13 protein-coding genes and 2 pseudogenes are annotated in these 21,395 nt (G+C 65.7%); 3 read left to right on the forward strand and 12 right to left on the reverse strand.

Annotated elements, in window-relative coordinates:
* Positions 1-186: 186 nt before the first annotated feature.
* Both FA740_RS06705 and FA740_RS20005 read right to left on the reverse strand, forming a co-directional pair.
* The gene (locus FA740_RS06705; protein WP_136856009.1) at positions 187-1,191 is read right to left on the reverse strand and encodes an IS110 family RNA-guided transposase; all 1,005 of its coding nucleotides are present in this window, start codon (positions 1,189-1,191) and stop codon (positions 187-189) included.
* 102 nt (positions 1,192-1,293) lie between these two features.
* Positions 1,294-1,483 (reverse strand): annotated as a pseudogene (locus FA740_RS20005) (IS481 family transposase); the annotation flags it as partial.
* A 370-nt stretch (positions 1,484-1,853) separates the two neighbouring features.
* Between FA740_RS20005 and FA740_RS20485 the strand changes: the two are divergent.
* A pseudogene (locus FA740_RS20485) lies at positions 1,854-2,105 on the forward strand (TRAP transporter large permease subunit); the annotation flags it as partial.
* Positions 2,062-2,556, forward strand: coding sequence for a TRAP transporter large permease subunit (locus tag FA740_RS06720; RefSeq protein ID WP_136856011.1), 495 nt, complete (start codon positions 2,062-2,064; stop codon positions 2,554-2,556). The pseudogene FA740_RS20485 and the gene FA740_RS06720, both read left to right, overlap by 44 nt.
* 12 nt (positions 2,557-2,568) lie before the next feature.
* Here FA740_RS06720 and FA740_RS06725 read toward each other — a convergent pair whose 3' ends face one another.
* The 8 genes from FA740_RS06725 to FA740_RS06760 all read right to left on the reverse strand — a co-directional run bounded on the left by FA740_RS06725 (position 2,569) and on the right by FA740_RS06760 (position 16,319).
* Positions 2,569-3,507, reverse strand: coding sequence for a DMT family transporter (locus tag FA740_RS06725; RefSeq protein WP_136856012.1), 939 nt, complete (start codon positions 3,505-3,507; stop codon positions 2,569-2,571).
* Between the two features lie 236 nt (positions 3,508-3,743).
* Entirely contained in the window at positions 3,744-4,022 is a 279-nt protein-coding gene (locus tag FA740_RS06730; RefSeq protein ID WP_136856013.1) for a DUF6522 family protein, read from the reverse strand.
* Positions 4,023-4,531: 509 nt separating this feature from the next.
* Positions 4,532-4,867, reverse strand: coding sequence for an NO-inducible flavohemoprotein (locus FA740_RS06735; protein ID WP_136856014.1), 336 nt, complete (start codon positions 4,865-4,867; stop codon positions 4,532-4,534).
* Between the two features lie 464 nt (positions 4,868-5,331).
* The gene (malQ, locus tag FA740_RS06740; protein ID WP_136856015.1) at positions 5,332-7,116 is read right to left on the reverse strand and encodes a 4-alpha-glucanotransferase; all 1,785 of its coding nucleotides are present in this window, start codon (positions 7,114-7,116) and stop codon (positions 5,332-5,334) included.
* On the reverse strand, positions 7,113-8,885 hold the full coding sequence (gene treZ / locus FA740_RS06745) for a malto-oligosyltrehalose trehalohydrolase (RefSeq protein WP_136856016.1): 1,773 nt from the start codon (positions 8,883-8,885) through the stop codon (positions 7,113-7,115). Before treZ ends, malQ begins: the two co-directional genes overlap by 4 nt.
* A complete protein-coding gene (gene glgB / locus FA740_RS06750; RefSeq protein ID WP_136856017.1) occupies positions 8,882-11,062 on the reverse strand; it encodes a 1,4-alpha-glucan branching protein GlgB in 2,181 nt (726 codons plus the stop codon). The genes treZ and glgB overlap by 4 nt, the downstream gene beginning before the upstream one ends.
* Positions 11,059-14,361 (reverse strand): maltose alpha-D-glucosyltransferase, encoded by a 3,303-nt coding sequence (treS, locus tag FA740_RS06755; protein ID WP_136856018.1) that lies wholly within the window; start codon positions 14,359-14,361, stop codon positions 11,059-11,061. The genes glgB and treS overlap by 4 nt, the downstream gene beginning before the upstream one ends.
* Positions 14,358-16,319, reverse strand: coding sequence for an alpha-1,4-glucan--maltose-1-phosphate maltosyltransferase (locus tag FA740_RS06760; protein WP_246053506.1), 1,962 nt, complete (start codon positions 16,317-16,319; stop codon positions 14,358-14,360). Before FA740_RS06760 ends, treS begins: the two co-directional genes overlap by 4 nt.
* A gap of 429 nt (positions 16,320-16,748) precedes the next feature.
* Here FA740_RS06760 and FA740_RS06765 point away from each other — a divergent pair, with 429 nt between their 5' ends.
* The gene (locus FA740_RS06765) at positions 16,749-18,242 is read left to right on the forward strand and encodes a chemotaxis protein CheB (protein WP_136856020.1); all 1,494 of its coding nucleotides are present in this window, start codon (positions 16,749-16,751) and stop codon (positions 18,240-18,242) included.
* Positions 18,243-18,395: 153 nt separating this feature from the next.
* Here the strand turns inward: FA740_RS06765 and FA740_RS06770 are convergent, their stop codons facing one another.
* Together FA740_RS06770 and FA740_RS06775 are read right to left on the reverse strand one after the other, a co-directional pair.
* Positions 18,396-19,001, reverse strand: a complete 606-nt coding sequence (locus FA740_RS06770) for a CDP-alcohol phosphatidyltransferase family protein (protein ID WP_136856021.1) — start codon at positions 18,999-19,001, stop codon at positions 18,396-18,398.
* Entirely contained in the window at positions 18,998-21,148 is a 2,151-nt protein-coding gene (locus FA740_RS06775) for an FAD-dependent oxidoreductase (protein ID WP_136856022.1), read from the reverse strand. The genes FA740_RS06770 and FA740_RS06775 overlap by 4 nt, the downstream gene beginning before the upstream one ends.
* Between the last annotated feature and the right edge of the window lie 247 nt (positions 21,149-21,395).

A 21,395-nucleotide genomic window follows, 5' to 3' on the forward strand; every position in this document is an offset into this window, starting at 1 on the left:
CTGATCTGCGGTAATCCGCGCGCCCTGATGAACGTCCGCCTGAGGTGTGGGTCCCTATCAATGGCACGCGCCCAAGGCGCTCCGGTTCAAACGGGGTGTCCCTGCCTCTTTTCCGTCAGTTTGCCATCATCTCACGGTGCCCTCGCCATTTCGGTCAGGCCGCGAGCGGCCTGTAGTTCAAATCGCTCATGTTGGGCGCCAGACCTCGCCCGTTTTCAACATGGCCCAGATGGCCCGCGCCATGCGATTGGCCAAGGCTATGGCAGCAACCTTGAGCGGCTTGGTCGCGATCAGTCGTCCTAGCCAGTCGGTGCCGGGGTCAGAGCGTTTGCGAGCGGAGATCACGCCCATGGCGCCAAGATAAAGCAGGCGTCGGATATACCGGTTGCCCATCTTTGAGATCGACCCAAACCGTTCTTTGCCTCCGCTGGAATGGGGCTTTGGCGTGAGGCCCAGCCAAGCCGGTAAGTCACGGGCTGATCTGAAGCTCGACACATCGGGCAGCGTTGCGGCCAGCACGCTGGCGGTAATGGGTCCAATGCCCGGCACAGTCTGGAGACGGCACGCGGTCTCGTCTTTCTCTGCGTCGGCTTTGAGCTGACCGGTCATGACATCGATGCGCTGCTTCGTGTCGCGGAACTGGCCGGCAAGCAGATCGAGCGGCATCCGCGCCTCGGGCGGCAGATCGGCTGTTTCCGCCTCGGCAATGAGGCGGCCCATGTTGTGAACGCCCTTTGGGACCACGATGCCGAACTCTCCCAGATGCGCGCGGATTGCGTTGACAAGCTGCGTCAGCTGGCGAACGAGAAAGTCACGCGTCCGGTGCTGCATCAGCACCGCCTGCTGCCTCTCGGTCTTGACCGGCACGAAGCGCATGTTCGGACGGGTTACCGCTTCGCAGATCGCCTCTGCATCAGCCGCATCCGTCTTGCCCCGCTTGACGAAGGGCTTGACGTAGGAGGGCGGGACCAGCCGCACATCATGGCCAAGCTTTGCCAGTTCCCGTGACCAGTAATGGGCTCCTGCGCAGGCTTCCATGCCAACGAGGCAAGGTGGAAAGCGTGAGAAGAACAGCAGGACCTGGGCTCTCCTGACCTGCCGCCGCACGAGGACGATGCCTTTGGCATCAACGCCATGAACCTGAAACACGTTCTTGGCCAGATTCAGGCCAATTGTGGCAACCTCCTTCATGGATGGCTCCCTTCATTGGTAGGTGTGACAGCACCCAATGTGGCACATTGCGATGCCGGGAGCGGGAGCCATCCACTCCATCAATGGCGCCGCAATGGTTCACCGATGCAACGCCGAGCGCGTCAGATGAGGGATTGATGGCTGCAGGGCATAGAGGCAGTCATCCAACGGCAGCAGCCAGTGCCAACGAAAAGCGACGACGGGCGCCTCCCCGGCCTTGCGTCAGGATCGTCGATTGCGGTTCCTTTGGCCCGGTCTTGAGATCCTCGACCGTCTGACGCTTTCGCCACCGTCTTCTGACTGATGCCCATCTCCCGGCTTAGCATCGCGAGCGAAGCTTGCGATCATTCGGGCCGGGCCCTCGGACCGATGGCGGGGCGGGGCGGGCCTCATTCCTGCCGCTCTGACGGCGTGCGTGGTCGTGGCGCTTCCGTGGCGAACCCGGCCCACAATGCTTCCTTTCATACCAGCGAAAGGATTGCACCATCAAACCGTGAGATCAAACAATTAAGCTCTGCTGTAACGCCATCAGAGCCATTTGGACATCTCACCTGTCTCATTTCAGGAATTGGTAACACGGCTGCAGGTGCCGCACGCGGACCAACAGGTCCGATAAGCGGATGGATCAGAGACGTTTGCAGTAGCGGTGTGATCCTGGCTTTGCGGCCGAGGTGAACATCGCGAGTGCACCGACGGGGATGCTGATCCCGCCGTTGATGGCTGTCATCATCTACTTGCCGATTGCCGGCGGCGCCTCGATCAGCGCGCTGTTTCTGGGCGGTGCCGTGGCGGGAAGCCTCTGGGGCATCAGAGTGATGATCCTAAAGGGCTCCGGCGCCCCTGCAGGGCTTCCGGAACGAGACGGACCACATGACCGGCGCGACCATGCTGATCCTGGCATCGCTCAGCTTTAGGATATCTTTCACGGGGATGCCGGCGACGGCGACCGCATTCATCGATGCCATCTCCGAGGGACCCGTAATGGTCATGCTGATCCTCAACCTGCTGTTGCTGGTCGTCGGGTGCGTCATGGACATGGGGCCGGCCAACTTGTTCTTCATCCCCATCCTGCCGCCCATCGCCCAGAAGGCGGGATATGTCCCCGTACATTTCGGCAGCATGATGATCTTCAATCTGGCGATGGGCACCATCATTCCGCCGGTCGGACCGGGCCTGTTTGTCGGCGCCAGTGTGACCCGCGTCAAGGTTGGGACCGTAATGGTCCTCCCTGCCCCTTGCTACCTGATGGTTCTTGCGCTTCTGTTGGTCATCACCCACCTTCCCTGGCTTAACGTGTGGCCGCTTCGGGCTCTCGCAACTGTTTTCATCAACCGTCCTGCGCGGGGCAACGCGGATATCAATTGACCGCTGGCGCCCTCATCGCGGCGGGTCGGGGCGGACCAGGGGTTCGACCTCGGCGGCGCCGGTGATCCTGCCGCGCCGTTCGGCCAGGACCGCCTGCAAGTTCGACAGGATGATGATGCCGCCGCCCAGAAACACCCACAGGTCGATCGCTTCGCCATAGGCGTAAAAGCCCACCACCGCGGCCATCGGCCCCCGCAGAAAGTCGATGGGAATGACGACCGATGCCTCCAGCCGCCGCAGGGCCTGTGCCTGGCAGAAGTGCGCCGCCAGCGCGCCGATGCCCGCGACCACCATCCAGGGCACCGCGGCCATCGGCACCGGGCGCCAGTCGGTCAGCGCCGCGATCAGCCCAAGCGGCAGCTGGATCAGGATCAGCCAGACCACGATCGCGCCCGGCGAACAGTGCCCCGTCAGCCGCTTGACCATGATCAGCGACAGCCCATAGCCCGCCGCGGCGATCAGCACCAACCCCGCCGCCGGGTCGATCATGCCGATGCCGGGGCGCACGATGACCAGGACGCCCACGAACCCGCCCGCCGTGGCCAGGATGCGCTGGCGGCTGACCTTTTCGCGCAGCAGCAGCCAAGCGAACAGCGTCACCCAGATGGGCATGGTGAATTCCAGCGCAAAGACCGAGGCCAGCGGCAGCAGCACGATGCCGATGGTCCAGAAATACTGCGCGGTGAAATGCACCACGTTGCGCGCCAGATGCAGCGGCACCGCCCGCATCCGCCGGATTTCGGGAAAGACCGCGCGCCCCACCGCCAGAATGACGAACAGCCCCACCAGCGCGCGAAAGAACAGCACCTGCCGGATCGACAGCGTCCCGGCCATCTCGCGAGAGCCGACGGACATGGCGATGAAGGCGACCATGCTGAGGCCCATCCAGATCAGGCCCTGGACGAAGGGCGATCCGGGCAACGCCCGGTCAGAGGGGATCGTGTCGGTCATGGGAAACCTCTTGGTGCTTCGGCGGCCCCGTTCTTGCCCGTCCCGACCCCGGATGGAAGGGCCGATGGCGCAACGCACGGCTTATCCACAAATTCTGGGGATGGTTTCGGGGATAGCGCCAATTTCCGCCCTGGCATCGCACAGTTGGCCAGATGCCATGCCATTGGATTCAAGCACCCAGACGGGCGAGTACCAGTTCATAGATCAACGCACTTGCGTGGCGGCGACCGTGACATCTAATCGCCAGTCATCGGGTGCACGCTGCCCCCGGGCAATTTCAGCCGTGTCGTTGTCAAGACAGCGCCGTCCCCGGTACAGGTCAGCCTGACGCGCCAGTCTGGTGACTGAAACGTCAAGCGCAGCTTGCCTGCATCCACCCCGGTACCGCGCTCGACCCCGGTCCGGATGTGACCCGATTGCATCAGAACCTGAAAGCCGATCACGTCCAGCTCCATCAGCGGCGCAATCTGCGTAGCATCGACGATGGGTTTGTCACCTTCGAACTCGATTTTCATGGTAGATTTCTCCCCCTGTCGTGCGTCACCATCAGGCCGCAAGCTGCTCATCCGCGGACCAAAGAATGGATAGCGGATTTGGTCGGCACGAACGCCCCCCTCCCTCAGGCCCGCCACGACGTATCGGGGGGCCGCACAGATCGATGACGGCCTCAGTCAGCGGGACGCTGGTCGGCTACCAGTCCCTGCTGATCCGCCCGGGATAGCCCAAGATACCCGCGCCGCTTTCATAGACCGTGCTGACCGATATTTCCATGGCGATCCGCTGCGTCCCGCACCTGCCGGGTTAGCGCGTGATGTGCGGGACAGCCTGTTCCGTGGACGGAATGGGCTGGGACTTCCCGCATGCTGACCATCGGCGTCAGGCCAACCCCACCCGACAGCAGGACAACCGAATGCAGCGGGTTGTCCGCCCGGTGACAATCACCAGTGGGCATTGTGATGCCGGAAGGTGAAGGGCTCCCCGTCCGCCTCGCGCTTGACGGGATGCAATTGCACTGGTCGCCCGGCTAGCTGGAGATCGGATGGTTGCGCTTGACCCTTGGCAGTCCGGCCGCGCCAAAGCGCAACGTCAGATATTGGACGGGACGGTGGAGAACGGCACGGCTTCCGTCCTCAGGGCGCAGCACGAAGGAAACAAGCCCTCCGGCCTCGGCTTGCTGTTCGGCGACCGTAAAGCGGCGCCAGTTGGTCCAGCCGTTGCCCAGAACCTTCTTGATGGCGAAAGAATTGTGCCCAAGCGGGGTCGTAGAACCGATATGTTTCCCGGCGATCCGTTCGCCTGCCGCACCCAGAGCCGGCACGTTTTCGGTGTTTCGGCCATAGGCCGGAACGACCTGCGTCAAGGCCAGCCGCTTCGTGCCTTTTTCTGGTTCGACTGGTTGGACAAGGAAGCGATACGGCCATTGCGGAACAGCCGCCGGTACATCGTTTCAGTGATCAACGGTTTCCTGTTTCAGTGCGGGAACGCTGGCCGTTGCGACCATGAAGGTCTGCGGGGAGCACTCCTAAACGTGCCTTTGTATGGTCCTGGTAGAGATCGGCGACGATGCATCTATAACAAAGGCAAGAAACATAGGGCGTTTAGCCCCACGGCTTGTCGGTGCGACTCCGTGTCATGGCTGGAGAGAAACAGTAGGGCCTATGTCCGCCGTGGAAGCAGACTAAAAAAACGACGACACGGGTGCGGCGGCAGTGTCCGACCGCCCGCCGCCCTCAGTTCTCTCCTATCTTGTGCAGTCGGATGGTCCGGGCCATGCAGGCTTGGTCCGGGTGCCTATCTCGGTTGAGATCGCCGTCCGCGATGCTGTCAGACGGGACGCTCGGCTGCCAGTGCCGCTGCCAGGTCGCGATACAGGGGTGTGTCGACCAACTTGTCCAGCGGCACGGTCAGCTTGCGACGCCAGTTCGGGTATTCATCGACGGTCGAGGGCACATTGACCGGAGAAAGCTCCGCCGCCATATCCTCCAGCCGCACCGCGAACAGGCGTGAGGGTGCACGGGACAGGTGCTTGTGGACCGCAACCGTCAGCGCGGGTGGCGCATCGTCGGGGCCGATCGTCCCGGCGGCCTCGGCCGTGATCAATCCCGCGGCCACCAGATCGCCAAGCAGGTCCGCGCGCTCGGCCGCACGCGATCTGCGCTGTTCGTCCGCCGCCGTCTGCCCGATGAACCCAAAACCCTCGCGCAGCGCCACGTCATCGCCGCGCCACCACCCCCGGAAGGTTGGCAGATCATGCGTGGACAGGCAGGCCAGCGCCTCGCGCGGATAATTCTTCGGCGGGATGAAACCCTGCGCATCGCGCTCGAAGAAGAAGATGCGATAGGACAGGATGCGGCAGGCTTCCATCACGTCGCGGAATCCGGGCGGGACATTGCCAAGATCCTCTCCGATGATGGTGGTGGCGTTCTGCCGGGATGCCTCGGCCAGGGCGGTCAGCATGTCGGCCAGCGGATAGCGGGCATAGGTGCCGTCCGCGGCCCCTGCCCCCTGCGGCATCAGGAACAGTTGCCACAGCCCCATGGCGTGATCGATGCGCAAGGCGCCCGCCTGACGCGTCGCCCGACCGATCAGCTCTCGGAACGGCGCCGCCCGCGTGGCCGCCATCGCCACCGGCGACAGCGGTGCCAGACCCCAATCCTGTCCCTGCTCGTTGAAGTAATCCGGCGGCGCGCCGATGCGCACATCGGGCAGCACGATATCGCTGCCCCAGCTGCCCGATCCGTCGGCGGCCTCGCCGACTGCGAAATCCAGATAGAGGCCGATCGCCATGCCCAGGGACCGGCACCGGTCGCGCAGCGCCTGCAGCTGCGTCTGGCACAGATATTGCAGCCACATGTGAAAGGCGATGTCGTCGGACCGCCTGTCCGCCAGGGTGCGGACGGCCTCTCCGTCCACGGCGCGCCAAGCCTCGGGCCAGGACAGCCAGCCTGCGCCGTGCCCCTGTGCGACCATCTCAGTCGAGACGACCTCGAACAGGGCGTGGCGGTACAGGTCATCACCGCCCTCGGCGCGGAACGCCTCGGGCACTGTTGCGCCCTTGGCCCAGATCGCGCGCAGGGCCGCCAGTTTTGCCGCAGCCACCGCCGGATAGTCGACCAGCGGTGCAGCGCGCAGATCATGCAGTGCGGCGGCGTCGGCCATTGCAGGATCAAAGCCGGGCACCGCGTCCACTGCCAGATAAAGCGGGTTCAGAAACCGCCGGTTCGACGGAGAGAACGGGCTGCACCGCGACGGGTCGGCCAGAAACATCGCATGCAGCGGGTTCAGCCCCAGGAACGCGGCCCCCGCCTGCGCCGCATGCCCGGCCAGGACCTGAAGGTCAGCGAAATCGCCGATGCCCCAGTTGCGCGCGCTGCGCAGCTGATACAGCTGCAGCGCGATGCCCCAGTGACGCCCCTGCCCCGGGACGTGGCACTGCGCCCCGGGCGGCGCGACAAGCTGCGGCTCGTCCGCCAGCGGGGGCAGGCGGTCGGCGCCGAAGGCCTGCAGCAATCCGCGCAGGGTATTGTCCGGGGCATCGCGCTGTGCGCCGCCGACCAGATCATATTGGGGTTGGATGCCATAGGCGCGCGCCCGGTCCCGCAAGGTCATGATGCGCGCTCCGACCAGAGGGCGACGGCGTCGGGTGCCAGCACACCGGGACGGCCCGCAAAACAGGTGCCCGCCGCCGGCGGCAGGTCGGCCGCCCGGTCCGACAGGTTCGCGCGCAGGGACAACCGCGCGCCGTCCAGCTGCCAATCCACCGCGATCAGACCGTCGCGCGCCAGCAGTACCTGGCCCGCATGCCCCCCCGCACCGGCCAGATGTGGCGTCACCCACGTCCGGCGCAGGGCCAGCAGGCCGCGCGTGAAGGCCAGCCAGTCGCGCCCCTCGGCGGATGCCGCGCGGTCCCAATCGATGCGCGAGGCCGCGAAGGTCGCCGGATCGTTGGGGTCGGGAATGGTCTGGCGGGCCGCACTGTCCTGGAACGCGCCAAAGCCCGCGAATTCGCGGCGGCGACCGTCGCGGACGGCCTGGGCCAGATCGCCGTGAAAATCGGTAAAGAACGCGAATGGCCGCGTTTCACCCCATTCCTCGCCCATGAACATCAGCGGCACATGGGGCGACAGCAGATGGATCGTCATCAGCGCCCGGACCTTGTCGCGCGATGACAGCGCCAGCAGCCGCTCGCCAAGGGCGCGGTTGCCCGTCTGGTCGTGGTTCTGGAGGAAATCGACAAAGGCCAGCGGCGGCAGATGCGTCGAGGGTTCGCCATGCGCGTTCCCGGACACCGGCATCGCTTCGCCCTGCCAGACGAAACCCTGAGCCAGGGCACGGGCGAACTTGCCCCACCGGTCCTCGGCGAAATCGGCGTAATAGCCCTCGGTCTCGCCGGTGGCGATGACATGGGCGACGTTGTGGAAATCGTCGTTCCACTCGGCGGAATAAAGGCGCGGACGGCCCTGATCGTCGCGCGTGTGCAGGCTGGTGATGTTGCGGTTGTCCTCGGTCGTCAGGTGGGCGTCGGGAAACCGCGCCCGGACCTGTTGCGCGATGCTGACCAGCAGTTCCGGGTCGGATGCGTCGCGCACATGGTCCACCGCATCCAGCCGCAGCCCGTCCACATGAAACTCCTCCATCCAGTACAGCGCGTTCTCGATGAAGAACCGCCGCACCGGGTCGCGGCCATAGGCGATCGCGTTCCCCCAGGGCGTCTGGCGGTCGGCGTCGAAAAAGTCCGGCGCATAGGCCGACAGATAGCTGCCTTCGGGGCCGAAATGGTTGTAGACCACGTCCAGCAGGACCATCAGCCCGTGACCGTGACAGGCATCGACCAGCGCCTTGAGGTCATCGGGCGTGCCATAGGCCGGATGGGGCGCATAGGGCAGAACACCGTCATAGCCCCAGCCCCGGTTGCCCGCGAATTGCGCCACGGGCATGATCTCGATGGCGGTGATGCCGGTTTCCGCCAGATGCGGCAGGCGTTCAATGGCCGCGCGGAAGGTCCCCTCCGGGGTGAACGTCCCGATATGCAGCTCCAGGATCACGGCCTCGTGCCACGGTCGGCCCTGCCAGGGGGACCAGGAGAACGCCTTCGGGTCCGTCACGACCGACGCGCCATGCACATCCCCCTCCTGCGCGCGCGCGGCGGGGTCCGGCACCACGCGCCCATCCTCCAGCACAAAGGCGTATCTGGCCCCCGCCCCGATGCCCGGCAGGGTCACCTCGAACCAACCGTCCGCGTCACGATCCATGGCGTGATCACGACCATCGAATCGCAGCAACAGGCGCCGCTGACCCGGCGCCCACAGACGGAACCGGGTGCCGCCAGCACCCAGTTCGGCACCCCAGCTTTTGCGAAATGCGCGTCGGTCGGTCATGACGGCGCGGGCATCAGAACGATGGTCGCCAACGGCGGTAAGGTCAGGCGCAGCGACTGATCACGGCCGTGCCAGACCGTGGCCTCGCTCTCCAGCGCGGCGGGATTGGCCACGCCCGACCCGCCATAGGCGGCGCCGTCGCTGTTCAGCACCTCCTGCCACGCTCCGGGCAGAGGCACGCCGATGCGATAATCCTCGCGCACCACCGGCGTCAGGTTGCACACCACCACGACCGGCGGCGCACCGTCATCGGATTTGCGCATCCAGACCAGGACGCTTTGCGCGGCGTCCCTGCTGTCGATCCATTCGAACCCGTCGGGGTCGCAATCCAGACGGTGCAGCGCGGGCGTGTCGCGGTACAGCCGGTTCAGGTCCGCAACCAGCGCCTGCACGCCCGCATGCAGGGGGTCGTCCAGCAGATGCCAGTCCAGCGACTGGTCGTGGTTCCATTCGCGGTCCTGCGCAAATTCACAGCCCATGAACAACAGCTTTTTGCCGGGATGGGTCCACATGAAGGCGTAATAGGCCCGCAGGTTCGCGAATTTCTGCCAGCGGTCGCCCGCCATCTGGCGGATCAGCGACCCCTTGCCATGCACCACCTCGTCATGGCTGAGAGGCAGGACGAAATCCTCGGAAAAGGCATAGACCAGACCGAATGTCAGGTCGTTCTGATGGTACTGCCGATGGATCGGATCAAGGCGGAAATAGGCCAGGGTGTCGTGCATCCAGCCCATGTTCCATTTGAACGCAAACCCCAGGCCGCCCTCGTCCACCGGACGGCTGACCATGGGAAAGGCCGTCGATTCCTCGGCGATGGTGATCGCGCCGGGATGATCGGTGGTGACGCGGGTGTTGACCTCACGCAGGAAATCGATGGCCTCAAGGTTCTGGTTGCCGCCATGACGGTTGGGCACCCATTCGCCTGGCTGGCGGGAATAATCCAGATACAGCATCGACGCCACCGCATCGACGCGCAGCGCGTCGACGTGGAACCTGTCCACCCAATACAGCGCGCTGGCCTGCAGGAAATTGGCGACCTCGCGACGGCCGAAATTATAGATCAGCGTGTTCCAGTCCTGATGAAAGCCCTGCCGCGGATCGGCATGTTCATACAGCGCCGTGCCGTCGAACTGCGCCAGCCCATGCGCGTCGGACGGGAAATGCGCGGGCACCCAATCCATGATGACACCGAAGCCCGCCAGATGCAGACGGTCGACCAGGCGCGCAAAGGCCTCGGGCGATCCAAAGCGGCTGGTCGGCGCGAACAGACCGACCGGTTGATAGCCCCAGGAGCCGGTAAAGGGGTGTTCGCTGACCGGCAGGAATTCGACATGGGTAAAGGCCATGCGTTCCAGATAGGGGACCAGCAGGTCGGCGATGGCGTCGTAGTCGAGGATCTCGGCGTCGCCGCCGCGCCGCCAGGACCCCAGATGCAGCTCATAGATCGAGATCGGCGCCTGCCGGTCCTGCCGCCGGGCACGCGCCGCCATCCAGTCGCCGTCGCGCCAGTCGTGATCCGGCAGGCCATGCACGACCGATGCTGTCTCTGGCGGCAGCTGATGGGCGAACCCCACCGGATCGGCCTTGAGCGGCAGGCGTTCGCCATGCGCGCTGAGGATCTCGTACTTGTAGATCTCGCCGGTGGTCAGGCCGGGGATGAACAGCTCCCAGATGCCGGGGCCAAGGCGCCGGCGCATGGGGTGGCGCCGCCCGTCCCATGCGTTGAAATGGCCTACCACACTGACCCGGCGGGCATTCGGCGCCCAGACCGCAAAAGCCACGCCTGGCACGCCCTGATGGGTCACCGGATGCGCGCCCAGCTTGTCATAGAGGCACCGGTGGCTGCCCTCGGCCAGCAGGTATTCGTCCATCTCTCCCAGCACGGGGCCAAAGCGATAGGGGTCGTCGACCTGCCATTCATGGCCACCGGCCTTCATGGCCAGCCGGTAGGGACCCTGCGGAGCGGGCCCGCAAAAGAACCCCTCGGGGTGGATGCGCTGCAACGGAATGGCCCCGTCATCGCTCACGGCGCGGATTTCGGCGGCCTGCGGCGCAAAGACCCTCAGCTGCCCGTCATGCGGACCCAGGATCGCGAAAGGGTCGTGATGCTGTCCGCGCAGGATCGCCTCGATCCCGGAGGAGGTGAGCCCATCGGGCAAAGATGCGACATCGGTCATGCGTTCTCCTGCGTCAGCAGTTCCAGGATGCCGGCCAGCGGAATGCCGACCCAGGCCGGGCGGTTGCCCAGCTCGTATCCGGTCTCGTAGATGGCCTTTTGCAGCAGGAACAAATCCAGCAGCGCATCGGCCGCGGCGCGATCCGAGGGCAGGTTCGCGGCCCCCTCGACGTGATCGCGATAGCTGTCCAGGAACGCGGCGCTGGCGGTGCGCCGCCAGTCCTCGATCCGCTCCAACGCCTGTTCGGCGGTCGCGCCAAAGCTGGCGAGGTGCCGGGCGACCACCGTCAGCGCGGCATAGTCGAACGACCGCAGCATCCCGGCCACGTCGCGCAAGGGCGACGACAGCGCCCGACGTTCATCCAGCGACCGCGCGGGCTCCCCCTCAAAGTCGATGATGGCCACGTCGTTCTGCGCCAGCAGCACCTGGCCCAGATGATAATCACCATGGATGCGCGACAGCCCCCCGGTCGGCGTCAGGTCCGCGACGCGGCGCAGCCGGTCCAGCAACCTGGCGCGCTGTGCCAGCACCTGTTCGGCCAGCGGTGCGGCGTCGTCGGGCAGATCGGCCTGCTGCAGCCGGGTCAGCATGGCCTCCGCATCGGCGACCGCATCATCGGCCCATCCACGCAGCGTCTCTGCCGTCAGATCCCGCAGCGCGAAGGCCGGATCGTCGGTCGGCGTCGCCAGCGCGCGGTGCAGTTCCGCCGTCCGCTGTCCCAGCAGGGTGCCGATCGACAGCGGAAAGTCGTATCCATGCCGCACGGGCGCGGCGGCATCGCCCGCCGATGTCCAGCCGTCGCTTTCGTTCAGCTCCAGCATCAGCGCGTCGATGATGCCGGTCCAGGCGTCGCCCCGGTTCGGGACAAAGGCGAATGCCGCCGCCAGCGTCGTGCCTTGATCGCCCTTGTGGTCCAGATGGCCCAGATAGCGCGGCGTGTTGGCAAAGCCCGCAACCTCGGTCAGGAACTGCGCGACCTCGACATCGGGCTGATGCCCGGGGCGCAGGCGACGATACAGCTTCAGGATGATCTGGTCCGAGAACGCGATGGACAGGTTCGACTGCTCGACCCCCATCTGGCGCGGGGTGCCGGGTTCGGTGATCGCGCGCAGCGCGTCGGTGCCGTGAAACTGCAGGTCGCCCTTGGCCGTGCCTTCGACCATCCCGTCCAGCAGCAGCTGCGGCAGGCGTTCGTCAAAAGCGCCGTCGACCAGCGCGCCAACCCGTGCGGTGTGACGGATCTTGGCCAGCGTCCAGGACAGCTTGGGCGCACCGGGACGCAGGTTCTCATCGCCCCACCGGGCCGACAGGGGCAGGAAGTAGCTCTGATCGTCGCCCTCACCGCCGGGGGTCACGTCCAGCGCGACCATCGCATGTTCGCCCTGCCCCAGATCGCCTAGCTGACGCAGGCGGACACGGGCCGGAATGGACTGGTCCTTGGCCGCGAACCAGCGCTGCAGGGGCAGCCATTGCGGCAGAACCTCTGCCTGCAACTGGGCGCCTTCGCGACCGGCCAGCGCGGTGCTGACCGTGCCATCGCGGGTGGTCAGCGTCATGAACTCCGGCAGGATGTCGGGCAGCTGTTCGTGCCAGGACGGCATCTCCTCCTCACCCGACAGGGCAAACCAGAAGAACCCATAGGCCGGCAGCGTCAGCATATAGGGCAGATCGCCGATCGGCGGAAAAGCCGACCGACCCGTCAGTTCCACCGGAACCATGCCGCGACGGCTGGCCAGATCCAGCTCGACCGCCTGCGCGCTGTCGGACAGGTTGGCCACGCACAGATAGGCGCGCCCCTCGTGTTCGCGGATATAGGCCAGGATCTTGCGGTTGCGCGGATAAAGCAGCGTCATCTCTCCACGCCCGAAGGCTGGGTGCTGTTTGCGCACGGTGATCATCCGGCGCATCCAGTTCAGCAGCGATGACGGATCGTCCGCCTGCGCCTCGACATTGATGACCTGATGGCCGTAGACGGCGTCGATGATCGTGGGCAGGTACAGCTGCTGCGGCTTGGCCGTGGAAAAGCCCGCATTGCGGTCGCCCGACCACTGCATCGGCGTACGCACCCCGTCGCGGTCGCCCAGATAATAGTTGTCGCCCATGCCGATCTCGTCGCCGTAATAGATGATCGGTGTGCCGGGCATCGACAAAAGCAACGAATTCAGTAGCTCGATCTTGCGGCGGTCGTTCTGCATCAGGGGCGCCAGGCGGCGGCGGATGCCCAGATTGATGCGCGCCCGCGTGTCGGTGGCATAGGTCTGCCACAGATAGTCACGCTCCTCGGAGGTCACCATCTCCAGCGTCAGCTCGTCATGGTTGCGCAGGAAGATGCCCCACTGGCAGTTCTCGGGGATCTCCGGCGTTTGGCGGATGATGTCGGTGATCGGGTGCCGGTCGGCCTGCGCCAGCGCCATGTACATGCGCGGCATCAGCGGAAAGTGGAACCCCATGTGGCATTCGTCGCCGTCGCCGAAATAGGGGCGGGTGTCCTCGGGCCACTGGTTCGCCTCGGCCAGCAGCATCCGGTCGGGGAAATGCTTGTCCAGATCGGCGCGGATGGCCTTCAGCACGTCATGCGTCTCGGGCAGGTTCTCGTTGTTGGTGCCGTCGCGTTCGACCAGATAGGGGATCGCGTCCAGACGCAGGCCGTCGACGCCCATCTCCAGCCACATGCGCATGACCTTGAGCACCTCGGCCAGCACCTTGGGGTTGTCAAAGTTCAGGTCCGGCTGATGCGAATAGAACCGATGCCAGTAATAGGCGCCCGCGACGGGGTCCCAGGTCCAGTTCGACTTTTCGGTATCCAGAAAGATGATCCGCGTTTCGGGCCATTTCTCATCCGTGTCCGACCAGACATAGAAATCGCGCGCCGCCGATCCGGGCTTGGCGTGGCGGGCCTTCTGGAACCACGGATGCTGGTCGCTGGTATGGTTGATGACCAGTTCGGTGATGACGCGGATGCCGCGCCGATGCGCCTCGGTCACGAAGGCCTTGAAATCGCGCATCGTGCCATAGGACGGGTTGATCGACCGGTAATCGGCGATGTCATAGCCGTCATCGCGCAGCGGCGACGGATAGAAGGGCAGCAGCCAGATCGCCGTGACGCCCAGTTCCTGAACATAGTCCAGCCGCTGCATCAGCCCGGCGAAATCGCCGATGCCGTCGCCGTTCGAATCCATGAACGCCTTGATGTGCAGCTGATAGATGACGGCATCCTTGTACCAGTCGGACTGGTCGCGGTCGATGCCGCCGGTCACGGCAAAGGTGGCGCCATCGCGCTTGGGGTTCGGGATGTTCATGGGCGCGGCGCTCCGGGTGCGATGAGTTGCCAGATGGCATAGGGACGGGTGTGCGGGTCCAGTTCCAGCCACTGGTTCTTGCCGTGCCAGGTAAAGCTGTTGCCGTGGATCAGATCGCGCACCTCGATCGAGGCATCGTCGGGCAGCCCGAATTCCCACAGCGGGACCTCGAACTGGAAGGTCTGGGCGTTGTGGGGGTCCAGATTGACGTGGATCAGCACGTAATCGTCGCCCGCGCGCTTGGCATAGGCCAGCACCTGGTCGTTCTGGGCCACGTGAAAGGTCAGGTCGGTAAACTGACGCAGCGCGGGATGATCACGCCGCAGGCGGTTCATCAGGCGGATATCGTCCTGGATGTTGCCCGGCTGGTCCATGTCCCAGACCCGCAGTTGGTATTTCTCGCTGTCCAGATATTCTTCCTTGCCCGGCACGGGCGCAGCCTCGCAGATCTCGAACCCGCTATAGACGCCGTAATTGCCGCCCAGGGTCGCGGCCAGCGCCAGCCGGATGCGGAACCCCGGCCTGCCGCTGGACTGCAGAAAGCGCGGATTGATGTCGGGCGTGTTCACAAAGAAATTCGGGTTCATCACCAGACGGCTGTCGGTCTGCGTCAGCTCGGTCAGGTAATCGGTAAGCTCGGCCTTTTCGTTGCGCCAGGTGAAGTACGAATAGGATTGCGAGAAACCCACCTTGGCCAGCCGCTTCATCACCTTGGGTCGGGTGAAGGCCTCGGCCAGGAATATCACGCCGGGATCGACGCGGCGGACCTCGGCGATCATCCATTCCCAGAACGGGAACGGCTTGGTGTGCGGGTTGTCCACGCGAAAGATGCGCACCCCGTGGCCGACCCAGAACAGCACCACGTCGCGCAGCGCATACCACAGGCCCGGCAGGGCATCGCGATAGAAATGGACGTTGACGATGTCCTCGTATTTCTTGGGCGGATTCTCGGCGAACTTGATGGTGCCGTCGGGGCGCCAGTCGAACCATTCGGGATGCTCCTTGATCCACGGATGATCGGGCGAACACTGGATCGCGAAATCCAGCGCGATCTCCAGCCCGTGGTCGCGGGCCGCATCGATCAGGCGGCGGAAATCGTCGAAATCGCCCAGCTCCGGGTGGATCGCGTCATGCCCACCATCGGCAGATCCGATCGCATAGGGGCTGCCGGGATCGTCCGGGCCAGCGGTCAGGCTGTTGTTCGGACCCTTGCGGTTCTTGCGCCCGATCGGGTGGATAGGCGGAAAATACAGCACGTCAAACCCCAGATCGCGCACATAAGGCAGACGGGCGATCACGTCGTCGAACGTGCCGTGCCGGTCCATGCTGCCCGATTGCGACCGGGGCATCAGCTCGTACCACGCGCTGAAGGCTGCGGCCTGCCGGTCGACATGCAGCGGCAGCGGGTCCGATTGCGTCAGGTCCGTGCGGGGCGCCGCGCGGATCATCAGCGTGGTGACCTGATCCTCCGTCAGCGCGGTCAGGCGGGCGGCATCGCCCTGCGCCGCCAAGCTCTCATCCTGCGTCAGGACCGCCTCCAGCGCAGCCTTGTCCTCCGCGGTCGCGCGGCCTTTCGGGCCAGCGGCGGCCTCGATCAGCCGCCTCCCTTCGGTCAGCTCCAGGGATATGGCCTGGCCCGCCGCGTGCTTGGCCAGAATCTCCTTGCGCCAGGTCGCGAACAGGTCGCGCCATGCGGCAAAGGCAATCTGATAATCGCCCGGCTGGTCAAACGCCTGCACAGCCTGCCAGCGGTCATTGACCAGAAAGGTCATCGGCACCTCGGCAAAGGTGTCCTGTCCGACGGGACGCGACAGCAGGGCCGCCGCGATGATGTCATGTCCGTCCGAAAAGATATCCGCCTGAAAGACGTCCGGCTGCCCTGCGACGACCTTCGCGGCAAATCTCCCTCCGTCCACTTCGTGAGAGATCCCCTCAATCGCAAGTCTGGCGGCGGCCAAGGAGAAAAGATGGCGTTCGGCATCGTGTTCGTGGGACACCGACGTCTCATCGGCATCTGCATGTGACGTCACGGCGAACTTATCGTTGGACACGGACATTCCTCCTTGGGTCGGACCCTACAAGAACCAGCATGGCCCTGAGTTGTTCCTTGCTGTTTTATAGCGACCGCCGATTTGACTGCGCATTTGAAGTGGCCCGGTTCAAGAGGCTCCAGGCGGATCACGGGCGCCAAGGCCCGTACTGACAGAGCGCCCCCGTGTGAGGCACGCCCCAATTTCACACGTCATCGACGCCGGCCTGATGCACGCGGCCATCCCTGCCTTCCTTTTGCCTGGCGGGGGCGGTATGGTTCACGGGCCGCGTTTCTTGAAACCTTCGCGTCGGGATGTCAGCCCGCGTCAAGGGGGGCGCGGACGTAGGAGATCGGGATGGCGGAAGATGAGCATCTGGGCATGCCGCGGGGCGTCCCGATCTGTGCCATCGGCGCATCCGCAGGCGGCGTGAAGGCCCTTCAGGAGTTTTTCCGGCACGTGGCGGACGATCTGGGCCTTGCCTATGTGGTGATCATCCATCTTTCCCCCGATCAGCCAAGTTCACATGGCGAGATTCTGGCCTCGGTCACGCGGATGGCGGTTCACCAGGTCGCGGACAGTTCCGAACTGACCCCAGACTGTGTCTATGTGATCGCACCGGATCGCGAATTGGTGGTCCAGGGCAGCCGCGTCATGGCCCGACCCTTTACCGATCCGCGCGGCCAGCGCGCGCCCATCGACATGTTCTTCCGGTCGGTCGCCGCGGTGCATGGCAACGGGCTGGCGGTGATCCTGTCGGGGGCGGGTTCGGATGGCGCGCTTGGCATCCGCGACATGAAAGAGGCCGGGGCCGTCGTCTTTGTGCAGGACCCGGCGGATGCCGAATTCTCGATGATGCCGCACAGCGCCATCGCCTCGGGGGCCGCCGATTTCGTCGCGCCGATCCCGCGGCTGGTGGAACGGATCGTCGAGGTGGTGCACAGCAAGGACGCCGTCCGGTCGCTGTCCCAGGAAGTCGCGCATCACTATCTGCAACGGATCGTCACCTTTCTGCGTGCGCGGACCGGGCACGATTTCTCCAGCTACAAGCGGGCCACGGTCATGCGGGGCGTGGCGCGGCGCATGCAGGTCACCCGCAGCGCCGGATTGCAGGAATATGCCGCCTATCTGTCGGATAACCCCGAAGAGGCGCAGGAGCTGTTCGGCGATCTGCTGATCTCGGTCACGTCGTTCTTTCGCGACCCCGGCGCCTATGACGTGCTGGCGCAGGAGGGGCTGGGCCGCCTGTTCGATCAGGCGGACGAGGGCGGCATCCGGGCCTGGGTCGCAGGATGCGCCACCGGCGAGGAGGCCTATAGCCTGGCGATCCTGCTGCTGGAGGAGGCGCAGCGCCGGCAGGTGACACTGCCGATCCAGATCTTTGCCACCGACCTGGACGAGGGCGCGCTGGCCACCGCGCGGGACGCGCGATACCCGTCCAGCATAGAGGCCGATGTCGATCCTGAACGTCTGACCCGGTTCTTTGTCCGCGAAGGCGCGCATTACCGCATCCGCAAGGAGGTGCGTGACATCGTGCTGTTCGCATCGCACAGCGTCGTCAAGGACCCGCCCTTTCTGCGGCTGGACCTGATTTCGTGCCGCAACCTGCTGATCTACATGGAACGCCAGCTGCAGCGCGAGGTATGCGCCCTGTTCGCCCATGGGCTGAAGCCCGACGGCCTGCTGTTTCTGGGATCGGCCGACCCGCCCGTGTCGCGCCCGGCGGCGCGCTCTGCCAGCACGCGCGCCACGGCATCGGCGGTGTCGGCAAGGCGCACATGCCGCAGCGTCACGCCATGGCGGTCCAGAACCTCGTCTCCGACCGAGGCGATGAAGTCGTTGGTGCGCTGATCCCCGCCACAGGCATGGAAATAGACGGTCTGGCCCCGGGCCTCGTCAAGGACGTCCTGCCAGGTCTGGGACAGTGCGGGCGTGATGCCCAGCAGCAGGGCGGCGGCGGTCAAGGCAGTGCGGGGTTCATCGGCGTCTCCGGTCGTTCGGGGATCAGCGAAAGGCGGTCCAGCCCTGATGCCAGCGTAGGATCGTCGTCACGCCGCAGGCGGCGGCAAAGATCCAGGCCAACGTCGGAAAGGACGCAGGAAACAGGCAAATGGCCAGAAACAGCACGATGGTCTCGAACCCTTCGGTCAATCCACCCAGGTAATAGATGCCCTTGGTGCGAAACCGCGTGGCACGGTCACCCCGCTTGGCGGCGATCGCGGCAAAGGCCAGAAACGACGACCCGGTGCCGACAAAGGCGGCGATCAGGACGGCCGCCGGCAACGCGTTCGCGGCCGGGTCGTGCAGCGCAAAGCCCAGGGGGACCAGCGCGTAGAAGACGAAATCCAGCGCGATGTCCAGAAACGCGCCGCGGTCGGTCGGGCCGTTGATGCGCGCGACCGCCCCGTCCAGCCCGTCCATGATCCGGTTCGCGGCGATCAGCACGAACGCCGCCGTCCACCAGCCGAATGCCAGCGCCGGAATGGCCAGCAGGCCGATCACGAACCCTACGATGCTGATGGCATCGGCGCTGACGCCGCGCGCTGCCAGCAAGGCCGCCGGGGGTTGCAGGACGGCGCGCTGCAGGGGTTGTAGACGGGCGTCGATCATCCGCGCCTCCAGTCGTGGAACCGCTGGACGATGGCCAGCAGGCGGGGGTTCACATGCGCCCGGCGCCAGGTCCCGGCGACGGCCTTGTTCGCCTCGGCCCAGGTCGGATAGATGTGGATGGTGCCCAGGATCTTGTTCAGGCCCAGGCCGTGCTTCATGGCCAGGACAAACTCGGCGATCAAATCGCCGGCGTGATCGCCCACGATGGTCACCCCCAGGATGCGGTCCGTGCCCGGAGCGGTCAGGACCTTGACGAAACCATGCGCCGCGCCGTCGGTGATGGCACGGTCCAGCCCCGCCAGGTCATGGCGCGTGACCTCGACCGCGATGCCCCGGTCGCGGGCCTCGGCCTCGGACAGGCCGACGCGGGCCAGTTCGGGCGCGGTAAAAGTTGCCCAGGGGATCACCCGGTAGTCGGCCTTGAACTTGCGGAACGTGCCGAACAGCGCGTTGACCGACGCGAACCAGGCCTGATGCGAGGCGGTATGGGTGAACTGGAACGGCCCCGCGACGTCGCCCGCCGCCAGGATGTTCGGGAATCGCGTCTCCAGATAGTCGTTCACGGCGATGGTCCGGTCGCTGGCGATGCCCAGCTCCTCCAGCCCGAAACCCTCAAGACGCGCGCTGCGACCGACGGCCACGATGATCTGGTCGAACGCGATGCGGCGGGAGCCTCCGTCATGATCGACCTCGATCCACTTGCCGCCCTGATCCACACCGCAGGCCACGGCCCGGTGACCGGTCAGGACCGACACACCATCGGCCTGCATCGCGGCCGTCACCAGTGCCGCGGCGTCCGCGTCCTCGCGCATCATCAGCCGGGGCGCCATTTCGATCTGCGTCACGGTGGACCCAAGCCGCGCGAAGGCCTGCGCCAGCTCGCAGCCGATCGGCCCGCCGCCCAGCACCACCAGACGCGGCGGCACATGATCCTGCCCCTGCAGCCGTGTCCACAGCGTATCCGAGGTCAGCGGATCGACCAGATCCAGCCCCGGCAGCGGCGGCAGGGATGGCCGCGCGCCGGTCGCGATGATCACCGCGCGGGTCGTCAGGCGCTGCCGTGCACCCGCCGCATCGGTGATCTCGACCGTCCAGGGGTCGATCAGGCGCGCATGCCCCTGCAGCACCTCGACCCCCAGCTTGGTATAGCGCTCGACGCTGTCATGCGGGGCGATGTCGGCGATGATGCGGTGGATGCGGTCCATGACGGACCGGAACGGAATGGCCGGCGGCGTATCGGTCAGGCCGTACTGTCCGGCATGGCGCATCTGATGCGCCAGGGTCGCGCTTCGGATCAGGGCCTTGGACGGCACGCATCCATAGTTCAGGCAGTCGCCGCCCATGGCGCCCGCCTCGACCAGGGTCACGCGCGCCTTGGTGGCCGCCGCGAGATAGGCCGAGACCAGCCCCGCAGAGCCTGCCCCGATCACCACCAGATTGCGGTCGAACCGCTTGGGCCGGGTCCAGCCCGCATAGACGCGCCGCCGCCGCCACAGGCCCAGCCCCGCACGCGCGATCCAGGGGAACACCGCCAACAGCGCGAATGACGCCAGCAGCGGCGGAGAGACAATGCCCGACAGGCTGTCCAGGCCCGCCAGTTGCGTGCCGGCATTCACATAGACCGCGGTGCCCGCCAGCATCCCCAGCTGGCTGACCCAATAGAACCTCCAGGCCGGGACCCGCGTTAGCCCCATCAGCAGGTTCACCGCAAAGAACGGCACCACCGGCATCAGCCGCAGCGAGAACAGATAGAACGCCCCGTCCCGCGCAAGCCCCGCCTCGATCGCTTCGGCCCGCGCGCCCAACCGTGCGCGCACCCAGTCCCGCAGCAGATAGCGCGACGCCAGAAAGGCCAGCGTCGCGCCCATGGCCGAGGCAAAGGACACGATCAGCAGCCCCGTCCAGAACCCGAACAGCGCCCCACCCGCCAGCGTCAGCCAGACCGCGATGGGCAAGGACAGCGCCGTCACCGCCACATAGGCCACCAGGAACAGGCCCGCGACCAGCAGCGGGCGGTCCTGCTGGACCGTGCCGATCGCGGCCAACCGGTTGCGCAGGCTCTGCAGGTCGATGTCCTGACCGGCCAGCAGCCACAGCGCCGCCACGACAAGCCCCGCAAGAGCGATGAACAAGACGGGTTTCTTCACATTGCGTTCCTTATGGCCATCCGCATCAGTCCCTTGGCCGTGTCGCCCTGACAAGTCTACCGGCAGTCATGTTTGTTACAGAGGTTTGCCGGAAGCCGGATCACGACCGCGTGTGCGGTCCCTCCGGGGCCAGCAGCGCCGACCGGTGCCAGCCTGTCCGCCCCCCTGCGCCGAACGCGCCCTTTAGACGATGCCGCGGCCAGCGCCGCGAACCGCCGGTCACGCTTGTCCTGGAACCCCGCCGTCG

This window comes from Paracoccus hibiscisoli (assembly GCF_005048265.1).
Classification (GTDB): Bacteria; Pseudomonadota; Alphaproteobacteria; order Rhodobacterales; family Rhodobacteraceae; genus Paracoccus; species Paracoccus hibiscisoli.

Bases quoted from the DNA above. Each gene is read 5' to 3' on its own strand.
- FA740_RS06705 (WP_136856009.1), bottom strand. From the start codon at position 1,191: ATGAAGGAGGTTGCCACAATTGGCCTGAATCTGGCCAAGAACGTGTTT.
- FA740_RS06720 (WP_136856011.1), top strand. From the start codon at position 2,062: ATGACCGGCGCGACCATGCTGATCCTGGCATCGCTCAGCTTTAGGATA.
- FA740_RS06725 (WP_136856012.1), bottom strand. From the start codon at position 3,507: ATGACCGACACGATCCCCTCTGACCGGGCGTTGCCCGGATCGCCCTTC.
- FA740_RS06730 (WP_136856013.1), bottom strand. From the start codon at position 4,022: ATGAAAATCGAGTTCGAAGGTGACAAACCCATCGTCGATGCTACGCAG.
- malQ (WP_136856015.1), bottom strand. From the start codon at position 7,116: ATGACCTTGCGGGACCGGGCGCGCGCCTATGGCATCCAACCCCAATAT.
- treZ (WP_136856016.1), bottom strand. From the start codon at position 8,885: ATGACCGACCGACGCGCATTTCGCAAAAGCTGGGGTGCCGAACTGGGT.
- glgB (WP_136856017.1), bottom strand. From the start codon at position 11,062: ATGACCGATGTCGCATCTTTGCCCGATGGGCTCACCTCCTCCGGGATC.
- treS (WP_136856018.1), bottom strand. From the start codon at position 14,361: ATGAACATCCCGAACCCCAAGCGCGATGGCGCCACCTTTGCCGTGACC.
- FA740_RS06765 (WP_136856020.1), top strand. From the start codon at position 16,749: ATGGCGGAAGATGAGCATCTGGGCATGCCGCGGGGCGTCCCGATCTGT.
- FA740_RS06770 (WP_136856021.1), bottom strand. From the start codon at position 19,001: ATGATCGACGCCCGTCTACAACCCCTGCAGCGCGCCGTCCTGCAACCC.